This window comes from Shewanella pneumatophori, assembly GCF_023283895.1.
Taxonomy (GTDB): Bacteria; Pseudomonadota; Gammaproteobacteria; order Enterobacterales; family Shewanellaceae; genus Shewanella; species Shewanella pneumatophori.
Map to the genome: position 1 here is coordinate 14,699 of NZ_JAKILB010000024.1, position 23,441 is coordinate 38,139.

The 23,441-nt window shown below is 43.7% G+C and carries 14 protein-coding genes; 8 read left to right on the forward strand and 6 right to left on the reverse strand.

Annotated features, from left to right (window positions below; all coding sequences use genetic code 11):
- Nucleotides 1–7 precede the first annotated feature (7 nt).
- From aceF to L2740_RS21080, 4 genes are all read left to right on the forward strand, one after another.
- A complete protein-coding gene (gene aceF, locus L2740_RS21065; RefSeq protein ID WP_248951958.1) occupies nucleotides 8–1,894 on the forward strand; it encodes a pyruvate dehydrogenase complex dihydrolipoyllysine-residue acetyltransferase in 1,887 nt (628 codons plus the stop codon).
- Nucleotides 1,895–2,111: 217 nt separating this feature from the next.
- Entirely contained in the window at nucleotides 2,112–3,539 is a 1,428-nt protein-coding gene (gene lpdA / locus L2740_RS21070; protein WP_248951959.1) for a dihydrolipoyl dehydrogenase, read from the forward strand.
- Between the two features lie 143 nt (nucleotides 3,540–3,682).
- Complete coding sequence (locus L2740_RS21075; protein WP_248951960.1) at nucleotides 3,683–8,146, forward strand: EAL domain-containing protein; 4,464 nt, start codon at nucleotides 3,683–3,685, stop codon at nucleotides 8,144–8,146.
- 82 nt (nucleotides 8,147–8,228) lie between these two features.
- Nucleotides 8,229–10,442 carry a patatin-like phospholipase family protein gene (locus tag L2740_RS21080; protein WP_248951961.1) on the forward strand — a complete coding sequence of 738 codons (2,214 nt, stop codon included), beginning with the start codon at nucleotides 8,229–8,231 and terminating at the stop codon, nucleotides 10,440–10,442.
- 174 nt (nucleotides 10,443–10,616) lie between these two features.
- Here L2740_RS21080 and hxpB read toward each other — a convergent pair whose 3' ends face one another.
- Nucleotides 10,617–11,285, reverse strand: coding sequence for a hexitol phosphatase HxpB (gene hxpB, locus L2740_RS21085; protein ID WP_248951962.1), 669 nt, complete (start codon nucleotides 11,283–11,285; stop codon nucleotides 10,617–10,619).
- 402 nt (nucleotides 11,286–11,687) lie between these two features.
- Here hxpB and acnB point away from each other — a divergent pair, with 402 nt between their 5' ends.
- Nucleotides 11,688–14,285 (forward strand): bifunctional aconitate hydratase 2/2-methylisocitrate dehydratase, encoded by a 2,598-nt coding sequence (gene acnB / locus L2740_RS21090; protein WP_248951963.1) that lies wholly within the window; start codon nucleotides 11,688–11,690, stop codon nucleotides 14,283–14,285.
- A 300-nt stretch (nucleotides 14,286–14,585) separates the two neighbouring features.
- Here the strand turns inward: acnB and rsd are convergent, their stop codons facing one another.
- Nucleotides 14,586–15,053 carry a sigma D regulator gene (gene rsd, locus L2740_RS21095; RefSeq protein WP_248471431.1) on the reverse strand — a complete coding sequence of 156 codons (468 nt, stop codon included), beginning with the start codon at nucleotides 15,051–15,053 and terminating at the stop codon, nucleotides 14,586–14,588.
- 531 nt (nucleotides 15,054–15,584) lie between these two features.
- On the opposite strand from rsd, the gene hemE reads away from it, so the two are divergent.
- Nucleotides 15,585–16,649, forward strand: a complete 1,065-nt coding sequence (hemE, locus tag L2740_RS21100; protein ID WP_248471430.1) for a uroporphyrinogen decarboxylase — start codon at nucleotides 15,585–15,587, stop codon at nucleotides 16,647–16,649.
- Nucleotides 16,650–16,748: 99 nt separating this feature from the next.
- Here the strand turns inward: hemE and L2740_RS21105 are convergent, their stop codons facing one another.
- The 3 genes from L2740_RS21105 to L2740_RS21115 form a co-directional block, all read right to left on the reverse strand.
- On the reverse strand, nucleotides 16,749–17,480 hold the full coding sequence (locus tag L2740_RS21105; RefSeq protein ID WP_248951964.1) for a response regulator transcription factor: 732 nt from the start codon (nucleotides 17,478–17,480) through the stop codon (nucleotides 16,749–16,751).
- A gap of 89 nt (nucleotides 17,481–17,569) precedes the next feature.
- Nucleotides 17,570–18,301 (reverse strand): spondin domain-containing protein, encoded by a 732-nt coding sequence (locus L2740_RS21110; RefSeq protein WP_248951965.1) that lies wholly within the window; start codon nucleotides 18,299–18,301, stop codon nucleotides 17,570–17,572.
- A 10-nt stretch (nucleotides 18,302–18,311) separates the two neighbouring features.
- Nucleotides 18,312–19,013 carry a spondin domain-containing protein gene (locus tag L2740_RS21115; protein WP_248951966.1) on the reverse strand — a complete coding sequence of 234 codons (702 nt, stop codon included), beginning with the start codon at nucleotides 19,011–19,013 and terminating at the stop codon, nucleotides 18,312–18,314.
- Nucleotides 19,014–19,306: 293 nt separating this feature from the next.
- On the opposite strand from L2740_RS21115, the gene L2740_RS21120 reads away from it, so the two are divergent.
- Together L2740_RS21120 and L2740_RS21125 are read left to right on the forward strand one after the other, a co-directional pair.
- Nucleotides 19,307–21,862 carry a sensor domain-containing protein gene (locus L2740_RS21120; protein WP_248951967.1) on the forward strand — a complete coding sequence of 852 codons (2,556 nt, stop codon included), beginning with the start codon at nucleotides 19,307–19,309 and terminating at the stop codon, nucleotides 21,860–21,862.
- Nucleotides 21,863–21,927: 65 nt separating this feature from the next.
- Nucleotides 21,928–22,767 (forward strand): SDR family oxidoreductase, encoded by an 840-nt coding sequence (locus L2740_RS21125; RefSeq protein WP_248951968.1) that lies wholly within the window; start codon nucleotides 21,928–21,930, stop codon nucleotides 22,765–22,767.
- A 20-nt stretch (nucleotides 22,768–22,787) separates the two neighbouring features.
- Here L2740_RS21125 and L2740_RS21130 read toward each other — a convergent pair whose 3' ends face one another.
- Nucleotides 22,788–23,006, reverse strand: coding sequence for a hypothetical protein (locus L2740_RS21130; RefSeq protein WP_248951969.1), 219 nt, complete (start codon nucleotides 23,004–23,006; stop codon nucleotides 22,788–22,790).
- Nucleotides 23,007–23,441 lie beyond the last annotated feature (435 nt).

Here is a 23,441-nt window from a genome sequence, read left to right on the forward strand (position 1 = left end):
ATACAAAATGACAATCGAAATTAATGTACCAGACATCGGTGCGGATGAGGTTGAAGTAACAGAGATCCTTGTTAGCGTTGGCGACAAGGTAGAAGAAGAGCAATCGCTTATCTCTGTTGAAGGCGATAAAGCGGCGATGGAAGTTCCAGCACCGCAAGCGGGTATTGTTAAAGAAATCAAAATAGTTGTAGGTGACAAGGTGTCTACCGATTCATTGATTATGATCTTTGAATCTGAAGGCGCAGCATCTACTCCTGCTGCAGTTGAGTCAGCACCGGTTGCGGCTCCAGCTGCACCAGCTGCGGCTGAGCTACAAGAAGTTCACGTACCAGATATCGGCGACGATGAAGTTGAAGTGACTGAAATCTTAGTAACAGTTGGCGACAGCATTACTGAAGAACAATCACTAATGAGTGTTGAAGGCGACAAAGCTTCTATGGAAGTGCCTGCACCATTTGCTGGCGTGCTAAAAGAGATCAAAGTGAATGTAGGCGACAAAGTGTCTACAGGTAGCTTAGTAATGGTATTTGAAGTTGCGGGTTCAGCTCCTGCTGCCGCGGCTCCTGCGCCAGTTGCAGCACCTGCAGCAGTGGCATCAGCACCTTCAGTACAAGACGTTAACGTGCCAGATATTGGCGGTGATGAAGTTGAAGTGACTGAAATCATGGTTAACGTGGGTGATACTGTTACTGAAGAGCAATCACTTATCAGTGTTGAAGGCGATAAGGCTGCAATGGAAGTGCCTGCACCGTTTGCCGGTAAAGTGTTAGAAATTAAAGTGGCTCAAGGCGATAAAGTATCGACTGGCTCTTTGATTATGACATTTGAAGTGGCTGGTAGTGCACCAGTTGCTGCTCCAGTACAAGCAGCTCCTGCTCCTGTTGCAAGCCAAGCTCCAGCGGCTCAGGCTTCTGCTACTAGCCAAGCAGCGGCGCCTGCAGCGAAAGAAGATTTTGTTGAAAACAGTGCTTATGCCCATGCTTCACCTGTTATCCGTCGCATGGCGCGTGAACTAGGCGTTAACCTAGCGAACGTTAAAGGTACTGGCCGTAAGAATCGCGTAGTGAAAGAAGATGTTCAAAACTACATTAAAGCGGCTATTAAGCAAGTTGAGTCTGGCGCAGTTAAAACTGCAGCTGGTGGCGGTGAGCTAAACCTACTTGCATGGCCGAAAGTGGACTTCAGCAAGTTTGGTGAAACAGAAGTTAAGCCGTTATCACGTATTCAGAAGATTTCTGGTGCTAATCTTCACCGTAACTGGGTGAAGATCCCGCATGTTACCCAGTGGGATGACGCTGATATCACAGAACTAGAAGCTTTCCGTAAGGCGCAAAATGCTGCCGAAGCGAAGAAAGAGTCTGGCATGAAGATCACGCCACTTGTGTTTATCATGAAGGCAGTTGCTAAAGCGTTAGAAGCATTCCCAACCTTTAACTCTTCATTGTCAGAAGACGGCGAAAGCTTAATTTTGAAGAAGTACGTTAACGTAGGTATTGCTGTAGATACGCCAAATGGTCTGGTTGTTCCTGTGTTTAAAGATGTGAACAAGAAAGGCATTCACGAGCTATCTGATGAGCTGAAAGTAGTTTCTAAGAAAGCCCGTGAAGGCAAGCTTACAGCTGCTGATATGCAAGGTGGTTGCTTCACTATCTCAAGCTTGGGCGGTATTGGTGGTACGGCGTTTACTCCTATCGTTAACGCGCCAGAGGTTGCGATTCTTGGTGTCTCTAAGTCAGACATGAAGCCTGTTTGGAACGGTAAAGAGTTTGAGCCGCGCTTAATGTTGCCGCTGTCACTGTCTTATGACCACCGAGTGATTGATGGTGCTGATGGTGCGCGCTTCATTACTTACTTGAATAACTGTCTGTCAGACATTCGTACCTTAGTGCTTTAATCCTAATAGGCTGCTTAATACAAGCAGCCTATTTTCTAAGGCGCTTGATTAATACAATTAGTAAACATCAGTAAGATTAAGCGTTTCTAGGATTGTGATCAGTATCAAACAAAGGTTAAAATGCGGCCACCTTACAAGATTTGGCCACAGTTTATCGTTGAGTCGGTTTTATCGTTAACTCGGTGCCACCAACGACATAAAAAGAATAGAGGAAAACATGAGTAACGAAATTAAAACTCAGGTAGTTGTACTAGGCGCTGGCCCTGCTGGCTACTCAGCTGCATTCCGTGCTGCAGATTTAGGTCTAGATACTGTTATCGTTGAACGTTTCAGCACGTTAGGCGGTGTATGTCTAAACGTAGGTTGTATCCCTTCTAAAGCTTTGCTTCACGTTTCTAAAGTAATTGAAGAAGCGAAAGCGGTTTCTAGCCACGGTGTAGTTTTTGGTGAGCCTCAGATTGATCTTGATAAGCTACGTGAATACAAAAAATCAGTAATCGGTCAGCTAACTAGCGGTTTAGGCGGAATGTCTAAAATGCGTAAAGTTAACGTAGTTAATGGTCTAGGTAAATTCACTGGTCCTAACACGCTAGAAGTTCAAGGTGAAGACGGCGTTAAAGTTGTTCATTTTGAGCAGGCAATTATTGCTGCGGGTTCTCGCCCAATCCAATTACCATTTATTCCTCATGAAGACCCACGTGTATGGGACTCAACTGATGCGCTAGAACTTAAAGAAGTTCCAGGCAAGCTGCTTGTTATGGGCGGCGGTATCATCGGTCTAGAAATGGGTACGGTATACTCTTCACTAGGTAGTGAGATTGACGTGGTTGAGATGTTCGACCAAGTTATTCCTGCAGCAGACAAAGACGTAGTTCGCGTTTACACCAAGAAGATCAAGAAGAAGTTCAACTTGATGCTTGAAACCAAAGTGACTGCAGTTGAAGCCAAAGAAGATGGCATCTACGTAACAATGGAAGGCAAGAAAGCACCTGCTGAGCCTGTTCGTTATGACGCAGTATTGGTTGCTATTGGTCGCGTACCAAACGGTAAAAACCTAGACGCAGAAAAAGCTGGCGTAAATGTTGATGAGCGTGGCTTTATCAATGTTGATAAGCAAATGCGTACTAACGTACCAAACATCTATGCAATTGGTGACATCGTTGGTCAACCAATGCTTGCACACAAAGGTGTGCATGAAGGTCACGTAGCGGCAGAAGTGATTTCTGGTCTTAAGCACTACTTTGACCCTAAAGTTATCCCATCAATTGCTTACACTGACCCAGAAGTAGCTTGGGTTGGTTTAACTGAGAAAGAAGCAAAAGAGCAAGGTGTTGCTTACGAAACTGCGACTTTCCCATGGGCTGCAAGTGGCCGTGCAATCGCATCTGATTGTGCAGATGGTATGACCAAGCTAATTTTCGACAAAGATACTCACCGTATTATTGGTGGTGCTATTGTTGGTGTTAACGGTGGCGAACTGCTAGGTGAAATTGGCCTAGCAATTGAAATGGGTTGTGATGCTGAAGATTTAGCACTAACCATTCACGCTCACCCAACACTGCATGAGTCAGTTGGTTTAGCGGCAGAGATTTACGAAGGTTCAATTACTGATTTGCCAAATCCAAAGGCAAAGAAGAAAAAGTAAGCATTTGCTAATATTTTAAAAGGCGCTCTTAGGAGCGCTTTTTTTATATCTCATTATTTTTTAGAATGCTTTTTAAGCAATCAAAGGGTGAATATCTGTTACCTAAATGATACATTCAGGTTAATCTGAACGTGGTAAAGCAGATGAAAATAATAATTAAAAAAATTTGGTTTAGCTTACTCTTATTACTTATTTCCGGCGCTGCCCCCGCATTGGCTAGCGGCGTGGTGCAGCGGGTGTTTACTGCAAGTGACGGGCTGACGAATGGCACCGTTTGGGATATCAGTTTTGATCAACATGGCTTTACTTGGTTGGCAACTGACGAAGGTTTGTATCGTGTAAGTAGTAACAAAGTACGACGTATCGATAAAAGCGGCTTACAATCTCAGTTAAGCGACAGCATCTTATATTTGGCCGAACCGATTAGCGAGCGGCACCTGCTTGTTAGTGGCATTTATAACGTTTATTTGTACGATATAAAGACCAATCACTTCCTTGAGTTCGGCACTCCTGAGTTATTTCCAGAATATCGCGGTGGAGGCATAGCATCTCAGATTGAAGACGCTAATGGCGACCGCTTGTTACTTACCTATGAAGGCGAGTTACTGCGTTTTAATTACCAAGCAATGACGCTGAATCGAATCAGTTTCTTGCCAAGTCATCCAGATCAACCTTCAAGGATCATGTTTGCGCTTAGTGATGATAGCTTGCTTATTGGCCGCGATCGGCAACTAGAAGTACGTGATAGCTATGGGGTGCGGCAGCAGATACTTGATTGGGATGATGCTTGGGGCGATATCAACTATAGCTTTAAAGACTCAGCTGGCCGAGCTTGGATTAGCAGCAGCAAAGGCCTGTTTCAACTTGACTTACAAAGCCTGTCGATTGCTAAAGTCGAACAGCTTGACCATTATGTTAGCAACATTGCCGAAGACAAGCAGGGGCACCTTTGGCTTTCAACTCATACAGGCCTACTGCGCTGGTTACCCGGAGAGCGAACAGGCACTTTTTACGGTGATGCACTTAAGCAAAAGTCCAATATAGACTATACCTTTGATATTGCCGTGGATGAAGCCGGCTTTGTTTGGGTGGGCGGCTCTGGCGATGGTGTGGCTATTTTGGCGATAGAGCCTGATTTCCTATTGGATAAATTTACTGAGGCAGCGCCTTATCAAATACAAGATGAGTTAGTGTGGTCGATTTTTGCCGAAGCTAATCATCTTTGGTTAGGTACCGATAATGGTCTAATTTTAATCGACAAGCGAACTCAACAGTCCTATCAAATTAATCCCTACGGCATACGCCAAAGTGACAGTATTTATAAAATAGATCCTTTAGATGAAGAGCATCTATTGCTGTCTAGTACTAACGGTCTCTCAGTAGTAAATAAAGCGACTTTTCATAGCGAAAGCTTTGCAAGCTGGTCTGGTGGTAAAGAGTCTTTGCAAAGTAGTGTGGTTTATACCACTTATTTTGACAGCGTTATCAAAGGGCGGATTTGGTTTGCAACTAGCCGAGGTCTGTTTTATTGGCAGCAGGGACTATTGGAGCCAGAGCGAGTAAAACTTGTTAGCTCGATGAATAGCTCGCCAGCTTTGGTGGTTATGGCGATAACTCGTGATAGCTATGGCCGATTGTGGTTAGGTGGTAATCGGATTTTCGGCTATTTGGACTCGCAGCTAACTTTTCATCCTAAAATGGATGCAATTGTCACTGAAGCTGGCGAATCGACAGTGCGCTTTATTAGTGAAGTGGACCCTGGCGAGCTTTGGCTTGGCCTCGAAGCTCATGGGGTGTTGGGCTTTAATGTGCAAAATGGCGCGACAGAAAGTATTACCGACAGATGGGATATTAGCTGCAGCGGCATCTTTTTTATTGAGAATATCGATCATTATCGCTTAGTTGGGTGTCCGCGATCATTGATCCGTAAAGATTTAAATAGCGGTGAAGTCATCGTTATTTCGCCGCAAGATGGCTTGATTAGTGATGAGCTTAATGAAGGCGCTTATTTTGTCTCTGAGAGTGGCCTTTACCTAGGTACACCTGACGGAGCTATGTTGGTCGACGTTGATTTACTGCAAAACCGCTTGCCGAATGATGTGGTGATGCTTGAATCAATGGAGATCTATTTTGAGACGCGCACAGAGTTAAGTTTACTGCCACAAACCGGCCACCACATACTGCCAGGTGCGCAGCTTATTAGCTTTGAATTTGCACGCAAGAATTACCTCGATGATAAACCATTACAGCTTAAATATCGCTTGCGGCGAGAGTCTGATAATAGCGACGGCAATTACCTTTATCTAGAGGGAAAGTCTCAACTCAATATCTCTGGCTTGGAAGCTGGCTCTTACGTTATCGATATCATCAGCCTTGATAATGAGGTTTGGTCAGAGCAACCTTTCTCATTCAACTTTTATGTAGAAAAGTATTGGTGGCAAACCTCTTGGTTTACTGGCTTGCTGATCCTGTGTTTTATGTTAGCTGGCTTAGGCATTATTTTCATTCGTCAGCAACAGGTTAGGGCGTTTAGGCGGATTAACTCAGCCCTGACAGATAGTGAAGACCGTCTAAAGCAAGCACTTAAAGGTAGTAACTCTGAGCTCTGGGAGTGGCAGCTAGAAACCGAGTTATTCAGAGTTGAAAATACAGCAGGCTTATTAAGTGCTGATAAACCACAAATCTATCTGCGCCTCGAAGAATTTGCTATCCATAGAGATGATGCCAGTGAAACCCTTGCGGCGTGGCAAGATATGCTGCATGAGCGAACCGATCGCTTTGAAGTGGAATACCGCTATTGGACCAAACATAAAAGCTGGGGATGGTTACGGGTAATGGGGCGGCCTGTTAAACGTAATCAACTGACAGGCACCATTGAGCGGGTGGCTGGGATCTATAGTGATATTACTGAGCAGCGTAAGCTTAAAAATGATATCTATCTGTTGGCACAAGCATTTGAAAATACCTCCGAAGCATTACTGATCTTCAACCGTGACGAAGTTATTGAAGTAACCAATAAGGCGGCACAAGACATGATAGGTCTTGATGCACAACGCTTGATAGGCTTGCCATTTAATGACGTACTACAAGGTGAAAAATTAGATAAACGACTAGCTGATATTCTCACTCAAAGGCTAAGTTGGGCCGGTGAGTGCCATGTTGCCAGTTTAGAAAATCATAAGCGTGCTGTGTGGCTTAACGTTTCGGCCATATTAGATGCTAATGGTGATGCTACGCATTACGTAGTGGTGTTTTCTGATATCACCGAGCGTAAACGCGCAGAGTCAGAGCTACGCCGTTTAGCAAACTACGATGTACTAACGGCACTACCGAATAGGACATTGTTCTCCAGCAAACTTTCTCAGTCGGTGTATCAAGCTGAAAAAGAGGGCGGTAACTTAGCCTTATTGTTTTTAGATTTAGACAGATTTAAGCATGTAAATGATTCTTACGGTCACAGTATGGGCGATGCATTATTAGTCGAGGCGTCCAGCCGCTTGCAGGCACTTATCGCTGAACAACATGTGTTATGTCGCTTCGGTGGTGATGAGTTTGTAATATTACTGCGTGAAAACCCCAATATTGATGAAATAAATTACCTTTGCGAACAGTTGCTTGAATGCATTCAAAGGCCATTCGAGCTATATGGGCGTGAGTTCTTTATTTCAACCAGTATTGGTGTCAGCTTATGGCCTGAAGATGCCAAGCAACCCGAAGCACTTATTAAGAATGCTGATTTGGCCATGTATCACGCCAAAGATGAAGGTAAAGGCACCTTTAAGTATTATTCGCAAGAGCGTAATGCTGAGGCGCTATATCACCTAAGACTAGAGGCTGACTTACGCAAAGCCATTGAACGCAATGAGTTTGAGCTGCACTTCCAGCCGCAAATCGATATTTTAAATAGCGATAAGTTGATTGGGGTTGAGGCATTACTGCGCTGGAAACACCCGACAGAGGGTTATGTTCGCACTGATATTTTCATCAAAGTGGCTGAAGCGTGCGGGCTCATTGTTGAAATAGACCGCTGGGTAATGCGCGAAGCGTGTCGAATTGCAGCGCCTTGGAGTCGACAATTAGATGAACAGATAAAAGTGTCGGTCAATGTGTCGGCGTTGCACTTTAGGCAGCCAGACTTTATCAAAGGTGTGCAGCAAGTGTTAGCTGATACACAAATGCCAAATGCTAATTTGTCGCTTGAAATCACCGAAGGCGTGCTAATGAAAGAGCTAAAGGTTGCTAAGCAGCACCTTAAAGAGTTGAAAAAACTCAACATCGCTGTGGCTATTGATGACTTTGGCACTGGTTACTCATCACTGGCATACTTACGCCACTTTGAGGTCAATACCTTAAAAATTGATCGCTCATTCCTAATTGATATCGCTTCAAATAAGGCTGATCAAGCCATTGCCAGCAGTATTATCGAGTTGGCGAGAAACCTAAAGCTAGATGTGGTTGCTGAAGGGGTCGAAACTCACGAGCAGCTTGAGCAGGTATTTAGTCGTGGCTGTTATGTTATTCAAGGGTATTACTTTGCTAAGCCAATGTCAGTGAAAGACATCGAAGTATATATGGGGCTAAAGCAACCGCTGATAGCAGAAGGATAGGGTTAATAGCGGCACAACACCTTGCAGCTCGAGTGTAAATCAAATACGTTAAGACATAACTTAAAGAGTCGAAAAAGACATTATGATACATAGAATTATTATTCTTTGTTTAGCGATAGCAAGCCCATTTGCTCTTGCGCAGGAACGCCCAAAAATAGGATTAGTATTAAGTGGTGGTGGCGCAAAAGGCGCGGCCCATATCGGTGTACTTAAAGTCCTCGAAGAAAAGCAGATCCCAATTGATTATATTGCCGGTACCAGTATTGGTGCTTATGTCGGTGGTATGTATGCGCTGGGATACAGTGCGGCAGAAATTGAGGCGATTATGATGAATACCAAGTGGGACAAAGGGTATTCAGATACTATTCCAAGAGAATCACTTAGTTACCGTGATAAAGAAACCCGCGATCAGTTTAATATTCCTATCAATATCGGTTACAGCGATGAAGAGGTTAAAACCCCTGCAGGATTGCTACGGGGGCAATCTATGTCGCAGTTGCTGCGTAGCTCAACCGATCTAGTGCATCAGTTTGGTGATTTCGATGATTTATCCATTCCTTATCGCGCAGTAGCCACAAATTTGGCCACTAGCGAGCCAGTTGTGTTGCGCTCTGGTAGCGTGGTAGCGGCTATGCAAGCGTCAGCATCAGTACCTGGTGCACTGCAGCCGGCGCAGATTAACGGCATGCTATTAGTCGATGGTGGTATCGCTAACAATATGCCAGTTGATGTGGTTAAAGCTATGGGCGCAGATATTGTTATTGCGGTTGATATCGGTTCTCCATTGGTGGGTAAGTCAGAGTTAAACAGCACCATTGCTGTGCTTAATCAGCTTTCGACTATATTGACTAATGCTAGCTCTGACAGACAAAAAGCGCTGTTAACCGATCATGATATTTTGATCCGCCCTAATATTGGTGAGCTCAGCACCACAGATTTTAGCATTATGCCTATTGCCTTGCCGTTAGGTGAAATCGCTGCCCGAGAACAGACTGACAAGCTTGAGCAATACAGTGTTGCTAGCCAAGATTACAATCAATATTTAGCGCATAAAAAGCAAAAGAGTCAGCAATGGGTTGCAGACATCGACCGACCACTTATTAAGGTGATTTACGATAATGACTCTAAAGTCAGCGAGAAGTTATTAGCTGATAACTTAGATCTTAATGTAGGCGAGCGGGTTACGGTTGAATCGTTAGAGACTGGCCTAGATAGAATTTACGCTTTAGATAAATTTGAGCGTGTTGATGCTGAATTCACCGACACAGAAGAGGGGAGGGTGTTAACGGTTCGCACTAAAGCAAAGTCTTGGGGGCCAAACTATTTCCAGTTAGGCTTTAGTTGGGAAGATGACTTTAGCTTAGATTCGGTGATTTCGTTGGACATGGCCTACACCATGACCGAACTTACCGAAAACGGCGGCGAGTGGCGCAATGAGCTTTCGCTGGGGTTTGATAAGTTAATTGCCTCTGAGTTTTATCAGCCATTGGTTAAAGAGCAAACGTACTTTAGCCGCGCACGAGTTGAGTATGAGCTGAAAGACTGGGGATTTTTTGAAAATAACAATCGCGTCTTAGAACTAAAGCAAACTGCTTACCGTGCCGAGCTTGGGATAGGTATTAACTACACCCAAAATGGTATGGTTGAGATTGGCTTACTAGGCGAAAAAGGCGATCTTGAAAGTGATTTATGGACGTTTGGCAGAGTACCTTACGATGGTTACGGTGGTTATTTTAAGTTTGCCTATGATGACTTAAACAGTATTAACTTCCCTACCTCTGGTAACCGTTTCACATTTAATATGTATATGCGTAAAGAGGGCTATGATTTAAATGGTTTAGCTGAGTCTTCTGACTTCTCAATGCAGTATGAAGCCGATTGGCGTGGTGCTGTTGGCGTGGGTAATCATGCATTTGTGGGTATTGCTTCGTTTGCTACAGTAGATAAAGACGGCGCATTTACAGTTAACGTGTCAGAGCTCGGCGGATTTTTAAATCTATCTGGTTATCACAAGAATGCACTTTATGGATCGCACAAGGTATTTGGCGCCTTTGTTTATCAATATGATTTGGGGCGAGATGTATTGGGCATGACTGAGTACCCGCTATATCTTGGTACCAGTATTGAGGCGGGTAACGTCTGGAACCAAAAAGATAATGTGTCGCTTGATGACTTAATTTACGCTGGTAGTTTGTATTTAGGTATAGATACCAGTGTTGGCCCAGCGGCCTTTGGTTTTGGCGCATCAGATGATGGTGAGAAAACCGTGTTCCTGTTTATTGGTAAGAACTGGTAGCTGCGGTGCGATAAGCATAAATTGTAGCTCTGAAAGTACATCTCTAAATACAAATCTTTAAATAGAGCTCTCTAAATATATAGTTCTAATTGATAGCTGCACAATCAAAAGCCCATCATCAGATGGGCTTTTTGGTTACAGGCTTTAGCTATACAGGCGCTTTGTTGCAGCTGATTAGCTTGGTGACTTTGTTAAGTAAGCGGCGAGATCTAACAGGCTATCAAGTTGCTGATGGGCGATAGCCCATTTAGTCAGATTGGCATGTTGAGGCTCTGGTATCGCCACTGTTTGCATGTTTGCCGCGCGGGCGGCGACTAATCCATTAAATGAATCTTCAATGGCTAAACAATTGATAGGATCAATATTCAGCGCTGCAGCGCAATTTAAATAAACCTCGGGATGAGGTTTACCGTATTGCAGGTTTTCTGCAGATTCAATGGCTTGAAAATAGCTTTCTATTTGTAATCTGTTTAAAACGGCATTAATAATCTTGCTTGAAGACGATGTGGCTAAGCCAACTTTTAGCTCTAGTTCTTTACAGGCTTCAAGTGCTTCGCTTACACCTTGCATAGGTTGACCATCGGCTAAAATATAGCTGACAACCTGATCTACAATGGCTTGTGCGGTTTGCTGATTATTGTAATTAGCCCACGGACAACGCTGATACCAAAACTCAACAACTTGATCGATACGTAGCCCAGTTGTTAGCGTCATATCTTGCATCGTTACGTTTAAACCAAGGTCATTCATAACCTTAAAAATGGCTATTTGCCAGCTTGGTTCAGAGTCAATTAGCACCCCGTCCATATCGAAAATAACCGCTTTTAGCTTAGGTGTACTCATAAGTATCCAATTATGTTCATTATAACTTTGGTGAATATTAGCCGTTTAAATTGCCATTTTTGATAATAATCATACAAATTAATCCATAAAAAGCGAGTGGTTTTATGTTTTTAAATCGCTAACCTAAGCAGGTGTGGATTAGTTTAAATGTATGATTTATATAATTTAGATCAATGTTTCACACTATGGTCTAGTTTTCTTTTTAAACAAATAGTTTTACTGTATAGCTCGAGATGTCGACTGAGTGTTGTTCTGCTTCGGTGCGAGTGTGATCTAATTCATACTTTCGCAAAGCTGTAGTATAATGGCGCTCGAATTAAGGATCGAGTCTGTCGAACTGCTGGCGTCTGTTTGAGATCTGCAGTTTGGCTGTTAGAACGCCAAAATAAGAGGAATGTTGCCGTGCTAGAAGCATATCGTAAACACGTCGCAGAACGTGCTTCAGAGGGCGTAGTCCCTAAGCCATTAGATGCCCAACAGGTATCAGAGCTAGTTGAATTGGTAAAGAATCCACCTGCAGGTGAAGAAGAGTTCATTCTTGATCTGCTTGAAAACCGTATCCCACCAGGTGTTGATGAAGCCGCATATGTTAAAGCAGGCTTTTTAGATGCAGTCGCAAAAGGCGAAGCATCATCTTCAATCCTGTCATCTGAACGCGCTGTTGAGCTGCTTGGCACTATGCAAGGTGGTTACAACATTGAGCCGTTAATTGCTCAACTAGATAACGAAGCACAAGCTCCACTGGCAGTAAAAGCCTTATCTCACACCCTACTTATGTTCGATGCGTACCATGACGTAGTCGAAAAAATGCAAGCGGGTAACGACTTTGCTAAGCAAGTTGTTCACTCTTGGGCTGAAGCCGAGTGGTTCTTATCTCGTCCAAAGCTTGCTGAAAAAATCTCGCTAACCGTATTTAAAGTTTCAGGCGAGACCAATACCGATGACTTATCACCTGCACCAGATGCATGGTCACGCCCAGATATTCCATTGCACGCGCTTGCTATGCTTAAAAACGCTCGTGACGGTATCGTGCCAGATGAAGCGGGTGTGATTGGTCCAATCAAAGAGATTGAATCACTAAAAACCAAAGGTTTCCCACTTGTTTATGTGGGCGACGTTGTTGGTACAGGTTCATCACGTAAATCTGCAACTAACTCTGTGCTATGGTTCATGGGCGATGATATCCCGAATGTACCAAACAAGCGCGCAGGCGGTTTCTGTTTAGGTGGCAAAATCGCGCCAATCTTCTTCAACACTATGGAAGATGCGGGTGCATTGCCAATCGAGCTAGACGTAAGCAAGATGGAAATGGGCGATGTTATCGATATCTACCCATACCAAGGTATTGTTAAGCGCCACGGCACAGAAGAAGTTATTTCTGAGTTTTCACTGAAAACTGATGTGTTGATGGACGAAGTACGTGCTGGTGGTCGTATTCCATTGATCATTGGTCGTGGTCTAACTGACCGTGCTCGTGAAACACTAAACCTTGATGCATCAACTGAATTTGTGCGCCCACAAGATGTGGCGGACACTGGCAAAGGTTATACCCTTGCACAGAAGATGGTAGGTAAAGCATGTGGTGTTACTGGTATTCGCCCTGGCCAATACTGTGAGCCTAAGATGACATCTGTAGGTTCTCAAGATACTACAGGTCCTATGACTCGTGATGAGCTAAAAGATTTAGCATGTCTTGGTTTCAGCGCTGACTTAACCATGCAGTCTTTCTGTCACACAGCGGCATATCCAAAGCCAGTTGACGTAAATACTCACCACACACTTCCTGATTTCATCATGAATCGTGGCGGTGTTGCACTGCGTCCAGGTGACGGTGTAATTCACTCTTGGTTAAACCGTATGCTACTGCCAGATACTGTAGGTACAGGTGGTGATTCACATACGCGTTTCCCAATTGGTATTTCATTCCCAGCAGGCTCTGGTCTAGTAGCATTTGCTGCTGCAACTGGCGTGATGCCACTGGATATGCCTGAGTCTGTATTAGTTCGCTTTAAAGGTGAAATGCAGCCAGGTATTACGCTACGTGATTTAGTACATGCAATTCCACACAAAGCGATTGAAATGGGTCTGTTGACTGTTGAGAAGAAAGGCAAGATCAACGCTTTCTCTGGTCGCGTACTTGAAATTGAAGGTCTTGAGCAGCTTAAAGTTGAGCAGGCATTTGAGCTTTCTGATGCATCGGCAGAGCGAAGCGCTGCAGGTTGTACCATTAAGCTAGGTAAAGACCCTATTATCGAATACCTAAACTCAAACATCGTTATGCTTAAGTGGATGATCAGCGAAGGTTATGGCGATCGCCGTACTATCGAGCGCCGTATCACTGCAATGCAAGAGTGGTTAGCAAACCCTGAGCTAATGGAAGCGGATAGCGATGCAGAATATGCAGAAGTTATCGAAATCGATTTGAATGAAATCAAAGAGCCAATTCTTTGTGCACCAAACGATCCAGATGATGCGATTCTACTTTCATCAGTAGTTGATACCAAGATTGACGAAGTATTCGTTGGTTCTTGTATGACTAACATTGGTCACTTCCGTGCAACAGGTAAGATGCTAGATAAGTTTGCATCAACCTTACCAACACGCCTATGGATCGCTCCGCCAACTAAGATGGACCGTGATCAGCTAACTGAAGAAGGTTACTACGCTATCTTCGGTCGTGTTGGTGCGCGTATCGAGATCCCTGGTTGTTCACTGTGTATGGGTAACCAAGCACGTGTGGCAGAAGGTGCAACCGTAGTATCGACTTCTACGCGTAACTTCCCGAACCGTTTAGGTACAGGTGCTAATGTTTACCTAGCGTCTGCTGAGCTAGCGGCTGTTGCAGCACTACTTGGTCGCCTACCATCGCCAGATGAGTATCAGACATACGCTAAAGAGTTAGATGCAACAGCAGCTGACACTTATCGTTACCTGAACTTCGACCAAATTGCATCGTACACAGCAAAAGCAGATGAAGTGATTTTCCAATCTGCGGTTTAAGCTAACTTGAGTTAAACCATTTGCTTGAAAAGCCTGCTATTTAGCAGGCTTTTTTGTTTTTAACGTATAAGAATTTATAAAGACGTTATGAGCGTTCTAAGCCAGAGAAGTTAGCTGCTAAATGATATATGTTGGCTGCGGTAAAAGCTGTCAATCGTTGCAAGCTGAGTTGCTGACTTTAGTCGTTGATTTTAGTTGCAGGGGGGGCATATCAATGAGTGATAAACAGCAGTGAGTTAGACGAGATACCTCGTCTAAACAAAAGCTGGCCGGCATCAGAGTCGGCTCAGTTGTTATTTGTTAAGAGTGTTTGCTGTGGAGTACTTCTAGCAATTTATCTTCAAGTGCAAAGCGAGTTTCCATTGCATGACCTAAAGATGATAGGTCTTTATCTAAATGGAACAGCACTTTTTCATCGTCAGCTTCGGTGTATTTGTCGTTGAAGTCTAATGCGGTGTCGGTGGTTTCACTGATCTGAGGAACTAACTGCTGCGCGAGCGCTTGGCTTGAGTGACCATTCTTCTCGCAGGCGGCAACTACCTGATTGTAGATCTCGAAATGACCTTCAGAAACATAGTCCATCAGTTGATCACAAAACTGTTTGACTGAATCGAATGCAGGTAATGACTTATCAGTTACTTCATACGGTGGGATACCAGCAATCTGGCAATAGTTGATAAGTAGGTTACGACGATTGTTTAACCACTGATCTATAAGCGTATTTGAACCGCCCCATTTTTGTTCGGCTTTCTCTAGCTTTCTTAGCATGGTTTTCCCCGATTAAAATCCGTCTCTGTACCTCTAATGTAGGGGAAGAATACGGTTTTGATCAACCATTTTTAAAGGAAATATGCGTAAATACTGAACGAGGGGTTTACTGTAAGACTTGTAAACAAAGTGCTATAAAATAAAATGCCCAGCGATAGAAATCTATCGCTGGGCGAGTAAAGTTTTTTGCGGGCTCGATGCGACGAGCTTCTTGATTGTTCTTGCTAGCGCAGACTTTTTATACCAAAGCTAACTAAGAGGTGCAACTTTTTTCTGTCACATTGCGAGCCATACAGCTTAGGTTAAGCTCTGATGTGAATCTGTTTCACGTTTTCATATCAAGCTGTGAACTGTGATTTGTCGCCATAAAATAACCAGTCGGAATATACCAATAATGTTACCTATCTCAGAGTTGGCGGATTTAGTCGCGTTACTTGTCACATTATTTTACCGTTACAGGTTACTTTATTAACGTAAATGCTAAACTACTGACCCAAGCGGATATCACTATAAGTTTAGGAATCAAGCCAAATGGCAGAATTAAAGAATGATCGTTATTTACGTGCGTTATTAAAACAGCCTGTCGACAGAACTCCTGTCTGGATGATGCGTCAAGCTGGTCGTTATCTTCCAGAATATAAAGCCACCCGCGCTGAAGCTGGCGACTTCATGTCTCTTTGTAAGAACCAAGATTTAGCTTGTGAAGTGACCCTACAGCCACTACGTCGTTACGACCTAGATGCTGCAATCTTGTTCTCAGACATTCTTACTGTTCCTGATGCAATGGGCTTAGGCCTGTACTTTGAAGCTGGCGAAGGCCCACGTTTCGAACGTCCTACTGACACTATCGACTCAATCAAAAAGCTTTGCATCCCAGATCCAGAAGATGAACTTGGCTATGTAATGCGTGCTGTAAGCACTATCCGTCGTGAACTTAAAGGCGAAGTACCGTTAATCGGTTTCTCTGGTTCACCTTGGACGCTAGCAACTTATATGGTTGAAGGCGGTTCTAGCAAAGCGTTTGAAAAGATCAAAAAGATGGCTTACGAAGAGCCAGCTACTTTGCACATGCTATTAGATAAGCTAGCTGACTCAGTTACTTTGTACTTGAACGCGCAAGTTGCTAATGGTGCTCAGTCACTAATGATTTTCGATTCATGGGGTGGCGCGCTTTCTCACCACGCATACCGTGAATTCTCTCTACGCTACATGCAAAAGATTGTTGATGGCCTAACTCGCCATGCAGACGGTCGCCAAGTACCAGTTACTCTGTTCACTAAAGGTGGCGGACTATGGCTTGAGTCTATGGCTGAAACTGGCTGTGACGCATTAGGTCTAGACTGGACAGTAGATATTGGTGATGCACGTCGTCGCGTGGGTCATAAAGTTGCACTACAAGGCAACATGGACCCATCAGTACTTTACGGTACACCTGAGCGTATTCATCAAGAAGTGGATCAAATTCTATCTGCTTACGGTGAAGGTACTGGCCACGTCTTTAACTTGGGCCACGGTATTCACCAGCACGTTGATCCAGAGCGCGCAGGTTCGTTCATTAACTCAGTCCATGAGTTATCGGCTAAATACCACAAGTAATCGATTCGCTTAACAGCAGATCGTTGACGATTATTAAAGGCTCAGTTTACTGGGCCTTTATTGTTTCTGTCATTTGAAAGCTCGGATTATTATTGAGTTTTATGCTTGCGCAACTGGTGGGGTAAATTTGTAGCCAACTCCCCATACGGTTTTGACCAGTTTTGAGGTGCGGTCATTACGAGAAAGTTTCGAGCGTAAACGGTTTACATGGCTATTGACGGTATGTTCGTAACCTGAGTAAGAATAACCCCAAACAGCTTCTAATAACTGCATACGGCTAAATACTTGTTTAGGGTGTTGGGCAAGATAAAGCAATAGATCGAACTCTCTGGCTGTGAGTTCAAGCACTTCGTTAAAGGCAATCACCTCTCGGGTATTACAATCTATGGTAATACCTTCAAACTTTAGCGCATGCTCTTGTTTCTCTGCTAAGTTTGAACGGCGTATTAAAGCTTTCACTCGCGCTCTAAGCTCTAGCAGGCTAAAGGGTTTTACTAGATAATCATCGGCGCCCGACTCAAGACCTAAAACGATATCGGCTTCAGAATTTTTAGTGCTGAGCATCATGCAAGGTAATTGGTTTCCGGCATCACGAAACTGTTGGCACAAGGTAATTGCGTCGCCATCAGGTAACATTCTGTCCATTAAAATCAAATCTATTTTGCTATTACGCAAACATTGCTGCGCCTGTTGTAGCGTGGTGCAGTGGATCACATCATGATTCATGCTTTTTAGATTTAGCATTACTAGCTTAGCTAAGTCTTGCTCACTCTCAACAAGTAAGATTTGCTTATTAGCAATATGATCATTGCTTGTGCTTGCTCCGTTCATGCCTAGCTCCCAAAGGCGAGTCCTTGCCAACAAGACCCGCCGATAGGAACATTTATTACGTACTATTTTTAATCTATATCAGCTGATGCTTATTCGGTGCGGCTTATTTTGATAAGTAATGTTGGATTATCAAAGCGATGTGAAGCATCGAGTATTGAGTCACTTAGGCCATCATCGCTGCTAATAACCCCGGGGTGAGCGTGCACTTTATTTGAGTCATCGCGGGTGGCATTAAACCCTTCTCCACCGTCAGCAGGACCTGGGATTGTGCCTTTGGCTTCGCTATTGGCCTCTGTACCGGCATCATAAGTTATCACTCTAAATACCATAGACTCATCAACGGCTAAGCTACTTAAGTCATACCCGGTAAAGCCGGCAAAGGCATCGTTTGTATTAACCAGCATTGTCACGACAGATAAGTCAGCAATAGAAGTTGAGTCAAGACTTAAGCTTATCTCTTCACTGGCCCCCGGCATTAAAATGCCTGCACCACTAACAAGTTCTGTTATTCCAGTTTCATCAGTTAAGCCACTGGCATCACCTGATTCTGCTAAGGTTTCCAGTGCCAAGCTTGCGCTTTCACCGCTGGTCCAAAGCAGGCTATCGGCCGCATGAGTGACAACAGCGATTGGCGACATTGGTTGGTTAGCCGTTAGGTTTGTAACGCTAATAGTGTAGTCCTGCATTGTTGGAGTTACTGCTGGTGGAGTAATTGGGGCAGGGCTTGTGTGATCGTTATCAGAGCAACCGCCTAACAATAAAGCACCGACACTTAATGCAGCGAGACTACTTGTTTTGAAACTTAGTTTGGAGATATTCATGGCTAACCTCCTACTTCACGGTAACAGTGACGCGAGCAACAGGGTTTAACCAGCGGTGCACTCGACTATCAAGATCGCTCATGCCGCCTTGTAAGTCGGTATCGCCCAGCACGCCAGGGTGGATATGAACTTTATCATTACTGCTCATGTCCATTACACCTGTAGCGTTCATACCGCCATCACCACCTGGCGCTGCGGGGATCCCCGGTGCTCCTGACATTCCACCGCCATTGATAATTTCATCATTCGCTTCAGTGCCTGCGTCATAAGCATTTAAGGTGAAGGTATAGGTACCCGCTTCAGTTGGGATCTTCCAAGCATCTAGGCCGACAAAGGCATCGTTAGTGGGCAGCACCATGGCGGTAATTGATAAGTGGGTCATATCTCCTGTATCTAGCATGATGCTATCAACTTTAGCGCTTGGCGCTAACAGTCCGCCAGCAGGGTTGGTCACTGTAACCCCATTTGCACCCATAACTGCGGCATCTAGATCGCCGATATCACCACCTTCAGCCATTTTTTGTAGGGCACTAGTTGCCATTTCACCCACTTGAAAAAGATGACTATCTGCATCGTGTGCAGCAATCAATAGTGGGGTGAAATGGTTACCGTGGGTTAGGTTAGTAATGCTTATTTCTAATTCAGCTGCAGACGCAGGTAGGCTAATAACACTGCTTAGAATGAGTAATTTGGTGACTTGATTTAGTTTCATAATATTGCTCCTTTGCTTTGTATGGTTATAGTGTGGCAAAGGGTTATCACCGCAATATCGCCTAATTATCACAAAAATCTAACAATTGTTTTTTTTACCGCTATCAGAAGACTTTGGTTGAGTTTTAATGTAAATATTTACAATATTTTTGAGTAAGCGTGACTTGGTTGTCGCTTTTATAAACGACTGTTTAAAAGGTAGGTGTTATCTGTTGCAAAATGGGGTACTTTGCTAGCGCAAACCAAGTAGTCGCCAGAGTTTGGCTGGTTTTGAATTAGAGAAGCTGTCCTAAGATGCAAACTGAAAAAAAAATTGTATTGGTTATCTTCGGTGTCTGTGTCCCTTTGCTTATTGCTGTTTTCTTAACAGGGATAACCTGGTTACGAGGTGAGATAGAAGTTGTTCGAACCAACGCCATAGAAAAATATATAAAAAGCATTGAATCACAAATAACCAACGACTTAGATCACTTTCAGTTGACCGTTGATTCTACTGAGTATAGCGCTGCAACAGCTGCATCTAATCAAGTGTGGACTCGTGGTGAGCTGTTTAACGACACTCAAGTATTTTTACAAACAGGCAATCAATTAAGCCAAATAGATGGAAGTGAGCTTAAAAAGAACAGCCCTATAACCTACCTAAGCCCACTAAATATCAAAAGAGGGATCTATTTTTCTCCTTCACTAAGACAGGCATTTTTTATTGCTACTAAGCCTGGTCAGTATTTAGGGCAGGAATTAATTTTTACTTCTCAGTTAACGGCTAAGTACTTCGAATCACTTGGATTAATTAACTTCGTGACCAATATTGAAGTTCTGCAAGGCTCCCCTACAACTAATTTGTATAAATTCGGCGATGTGACGATTGCAGAGCTCAATTTACCTGCCTCACTCGGTACAGCACCTGCACACTTGAAAGTGTCATTTTCTAATCCGTTAATTTTGAAAATGGAGCAGAAGTACACGCTATTGAGCCTCGCTATATTCTTGCTGTTTATTATTCTGCAAATAGCAGGCTTATTTTGGCTGCGTTTTGGCCTAGTAAAGCCATTTAAGAAATTAACGGCAGAGTTTGCCAATTTAGATCCAAAGTCAGCTGAGCTTGTGCAAATACATAACCAAGGGGTGAAACAATTTACCCCGCTAACCAGCGGCATTAATAACTTTTTACAAGACATTTATCAGCACGAGCATCATTCCAAGATCACGTTAGCCGCAATTTCAGAGGCGGTAATACTGACAGATATTAACGCCAATGTTACCTATATCAACGCGTATGCTGAGCGTTTATTGCAATGCACTAATCAGCAAGCTATTGGCAAAAATCCTGATGTGCTTTTGGGGATTAATCAAGGAATAATGCAGAGAGTGACTGGCTTTATGCAAAGTGGAGATCTTGCACAGAAGTCCCTGCCATTAACGATTAGCACTGAACCTTCGAAATTGATGAGTTGCACACTGAGTAACTTAACTAGCCACTCAGGGCAGGTTGTAGGTGCTGTTTTAGTGATAAAAGATACAACTCGAGAAGTGCTGTTAGTGCGCCAGCTCAAGCGAAGTGTGCATTTTGATAGAGTCACTGGTCTGCTGAATCGAACCGCTTTTGAAGAACGTTTACCTAGTTATATCGAAGGGACAAAATCACTTGCAGCTGTGTATTTAGATCTTGAGCAGTTTAAATTGATTAATGAATCTTGCGGCTTTGCTGTTGGTGACAAAATGTTGTGCCAAGTCGCTAAAGCGTTAGAAGTTTGTCTCAGTCAAAATGAGCTATTGGGGCGTTTGGATGGTGACGAATTTTGTTTTGTCATAAAAGATACCTCAGCACTAGAGATTGCTAAGTTAACTAAGCGGATTATTGCCAGTATTCATCGCCAAGTCATCACAGACAAAGGAACCAGTTACCGAGTTGGAGTGAGTGTTGGTGTGGCGCTTGCGCGTTTACGTGATATTGATGATGTTTGCGAGCTACTAAAAGATGCCAATGTTGCTTGTTTGGCCGCAAAGAAGAAAGGCAGCAATCAAATACATTTTTATGACAGTCGTGATAGAGAGCTTAGTTCCCAACGTAATGCACCTGCTTGGGCTTTGCGTATTGTACAGGCGATCGAAAATAACGAGCTGATCCTCTACTATCAAAAAATCAAACGGCTTTCTTCTCACAGTCACCGTCAACGAATGGAAATATTATTACGGATCCAAGATGCGTCGGGGCGGATATTACCGCCAGCACAATTTATTGCAGCTGCCGAGCGATTTAAGTTGATTGTAGAAGTTGATAAAGAGGTTATCCGAAAAGCCTTTTTATGGCTGTCGTTAAACGAGCAGGTGTGGCACGACCACTGCCTATCAATTAACTTGTCTGGCAATAGTCTTGGTGCTGAAGGCATGGTTAATTATATCTTGCAGCAGCAAGCACGTTTTGGCATACCAAGTAGCTGCGTATGTTTTGAAATTACCGAAACCAGCGCAATTCAAAATCATAGCCGAGCAATGAAAATGTTATTTGAACTGCGTAAGCGTGGTTTTGCATTTGCTCTGGACGACTTTGGTAGTGGCTTTGCCTCTTATGGCTATCTTAAAGAGATGCCAGTCGACTACGTAAAAATAGACGGCTGCTTTGTGAAGCACTTGGCGAGTAATGCTAAAGATTACGCCATCGTAAAGTCTGTCAGTGATGTTTGTCGAGTCATGGGAATTGAGACTGTGGCAGAGTTTGTTGAAAACCAAGAGATTATCGACAAGCTAGAGATTATAGGGGTTAATTATGCCCAAGGTTACGGCATCGGTCGGCCGCAGCCACTCAATAGTTATAAATACGAAGTATTGTTAGAGCAATCTATTGCCTAAATTTGCGCTTGAGTGATTAATGTGTGAGGTTGAGGATAACCATAATTAACCGAGCTTAGATCGCCATGCCGTATACTAATCAGCTCCTCAATGATGAACTAGTAAGTAAGTTAACAGGTAAGGTCATTGTTATCACAGGCGCGTCTGAAGGCATTGGTCGCGCATTAGCTTTGGCCTTAGCAATGTTTGATTGTCACTTAGTGATAAGTGCGCGTAATCTTGAGCGACTTAATAGTTTAGCGGCAGACTTAACGCTATTGGGCAATCCGCCGTTAGTGCACGTTGCAGATGTGGCCGTTCAAAGTCAATGTAGCGGCCTGATTAAGGCTTGTATCGACAAGTTTGCAAAGTTGGATATCTTAATCAATAACGCGGGCATGACCATGTGGTCGCGCTTTGATGAGCTAGAAGACCTAAGCGTTTTAGCAAAAATTATGCAGGTTAATTATTTAGGTCCAGCCTATCTTACTCACGCAGCAATTCCTTACCTTAAGCAAACCCAAGGGCAAATCGTTGCTGTTGCCTCGCTAGCTGGAATGACTGGTGTACCAACCCGCTCTGGTTATGCAGCCTCTAAGCACGCCATGATAGGTTTTTTTGATTCCCTGCGGATTGAAGTGGCAGATGACAAGGTTGCAGTAACGCTTATTTGCCCAGACTTTGTTGTCAGTGAAATCCATAAACGTGCGCTTGATGAGCAGGGTAAACCTTTGGGCGATACGCCAATGCAAGAAAGTAAAATTATGACGGCAGAGCAGTGCGCAAATATGATGTTACCGGTAATCGCTAAGCGGCAGCGTTTGTTGATCACCTCGTTTAGAGGGCGAATCGGCCGTTGGTTTAAAATTATCGCCCCTAGCTTAATTGATAAAATAGCGCGTAGGGCGATAGATTCAGGCCGTTAATTCAAGGCTAACTATGAGTTTTACTTGTTTAGATGTTTAACAATCGCTTCAGCCGCTTCGGTTTTAGTGGCCTTGTCGGCTGCCGGTTCAATATGGGCAGTTGCACTATGGCCCGTCATATCTTCGGCGATATGTAGCCAATCAGGATGCCAGTAAAAAGAGGAACCTGACAGTGTGTCCCAGTTATGTACGCCAGATGTTTCGCCTTGATAGATAAGATCGCTTACTGAATATTTCATTGTCTAACCCCAGTTTGTAAAATGTAATGATATTAGTAGTGCATTCTATTAATTTTTTTGGTTTGAATGCGCCATCTTCATAGCTCTAGCATGCGCCTTACGATGCAGAGTTTGTGTAATATAGATCACATTAAGCTGAATTACTTGATGTTAGTGCGAGTTTTTTGTTTGCTGGATAAAAGGTAAAGACAGCTGCATCGCTAATTCACCTAGCTAAATTAATGACATAAAAAAGCCCTGCATTAACAGGGCTTTTTAAGCTAGAACTAAATTTGTTTAACCTTCACCGTTTTCACGGGCCAATATTACACGGTAGGCGATGCAGCGCGGTTAATTAACCTTTGCCATTTTTACGGGCCAATATTACACGGTAGGCGATGGAGCGCGGTTAATTAACCTTTGCCATTTTTACGGGCCAATATTACACGGCAGGCG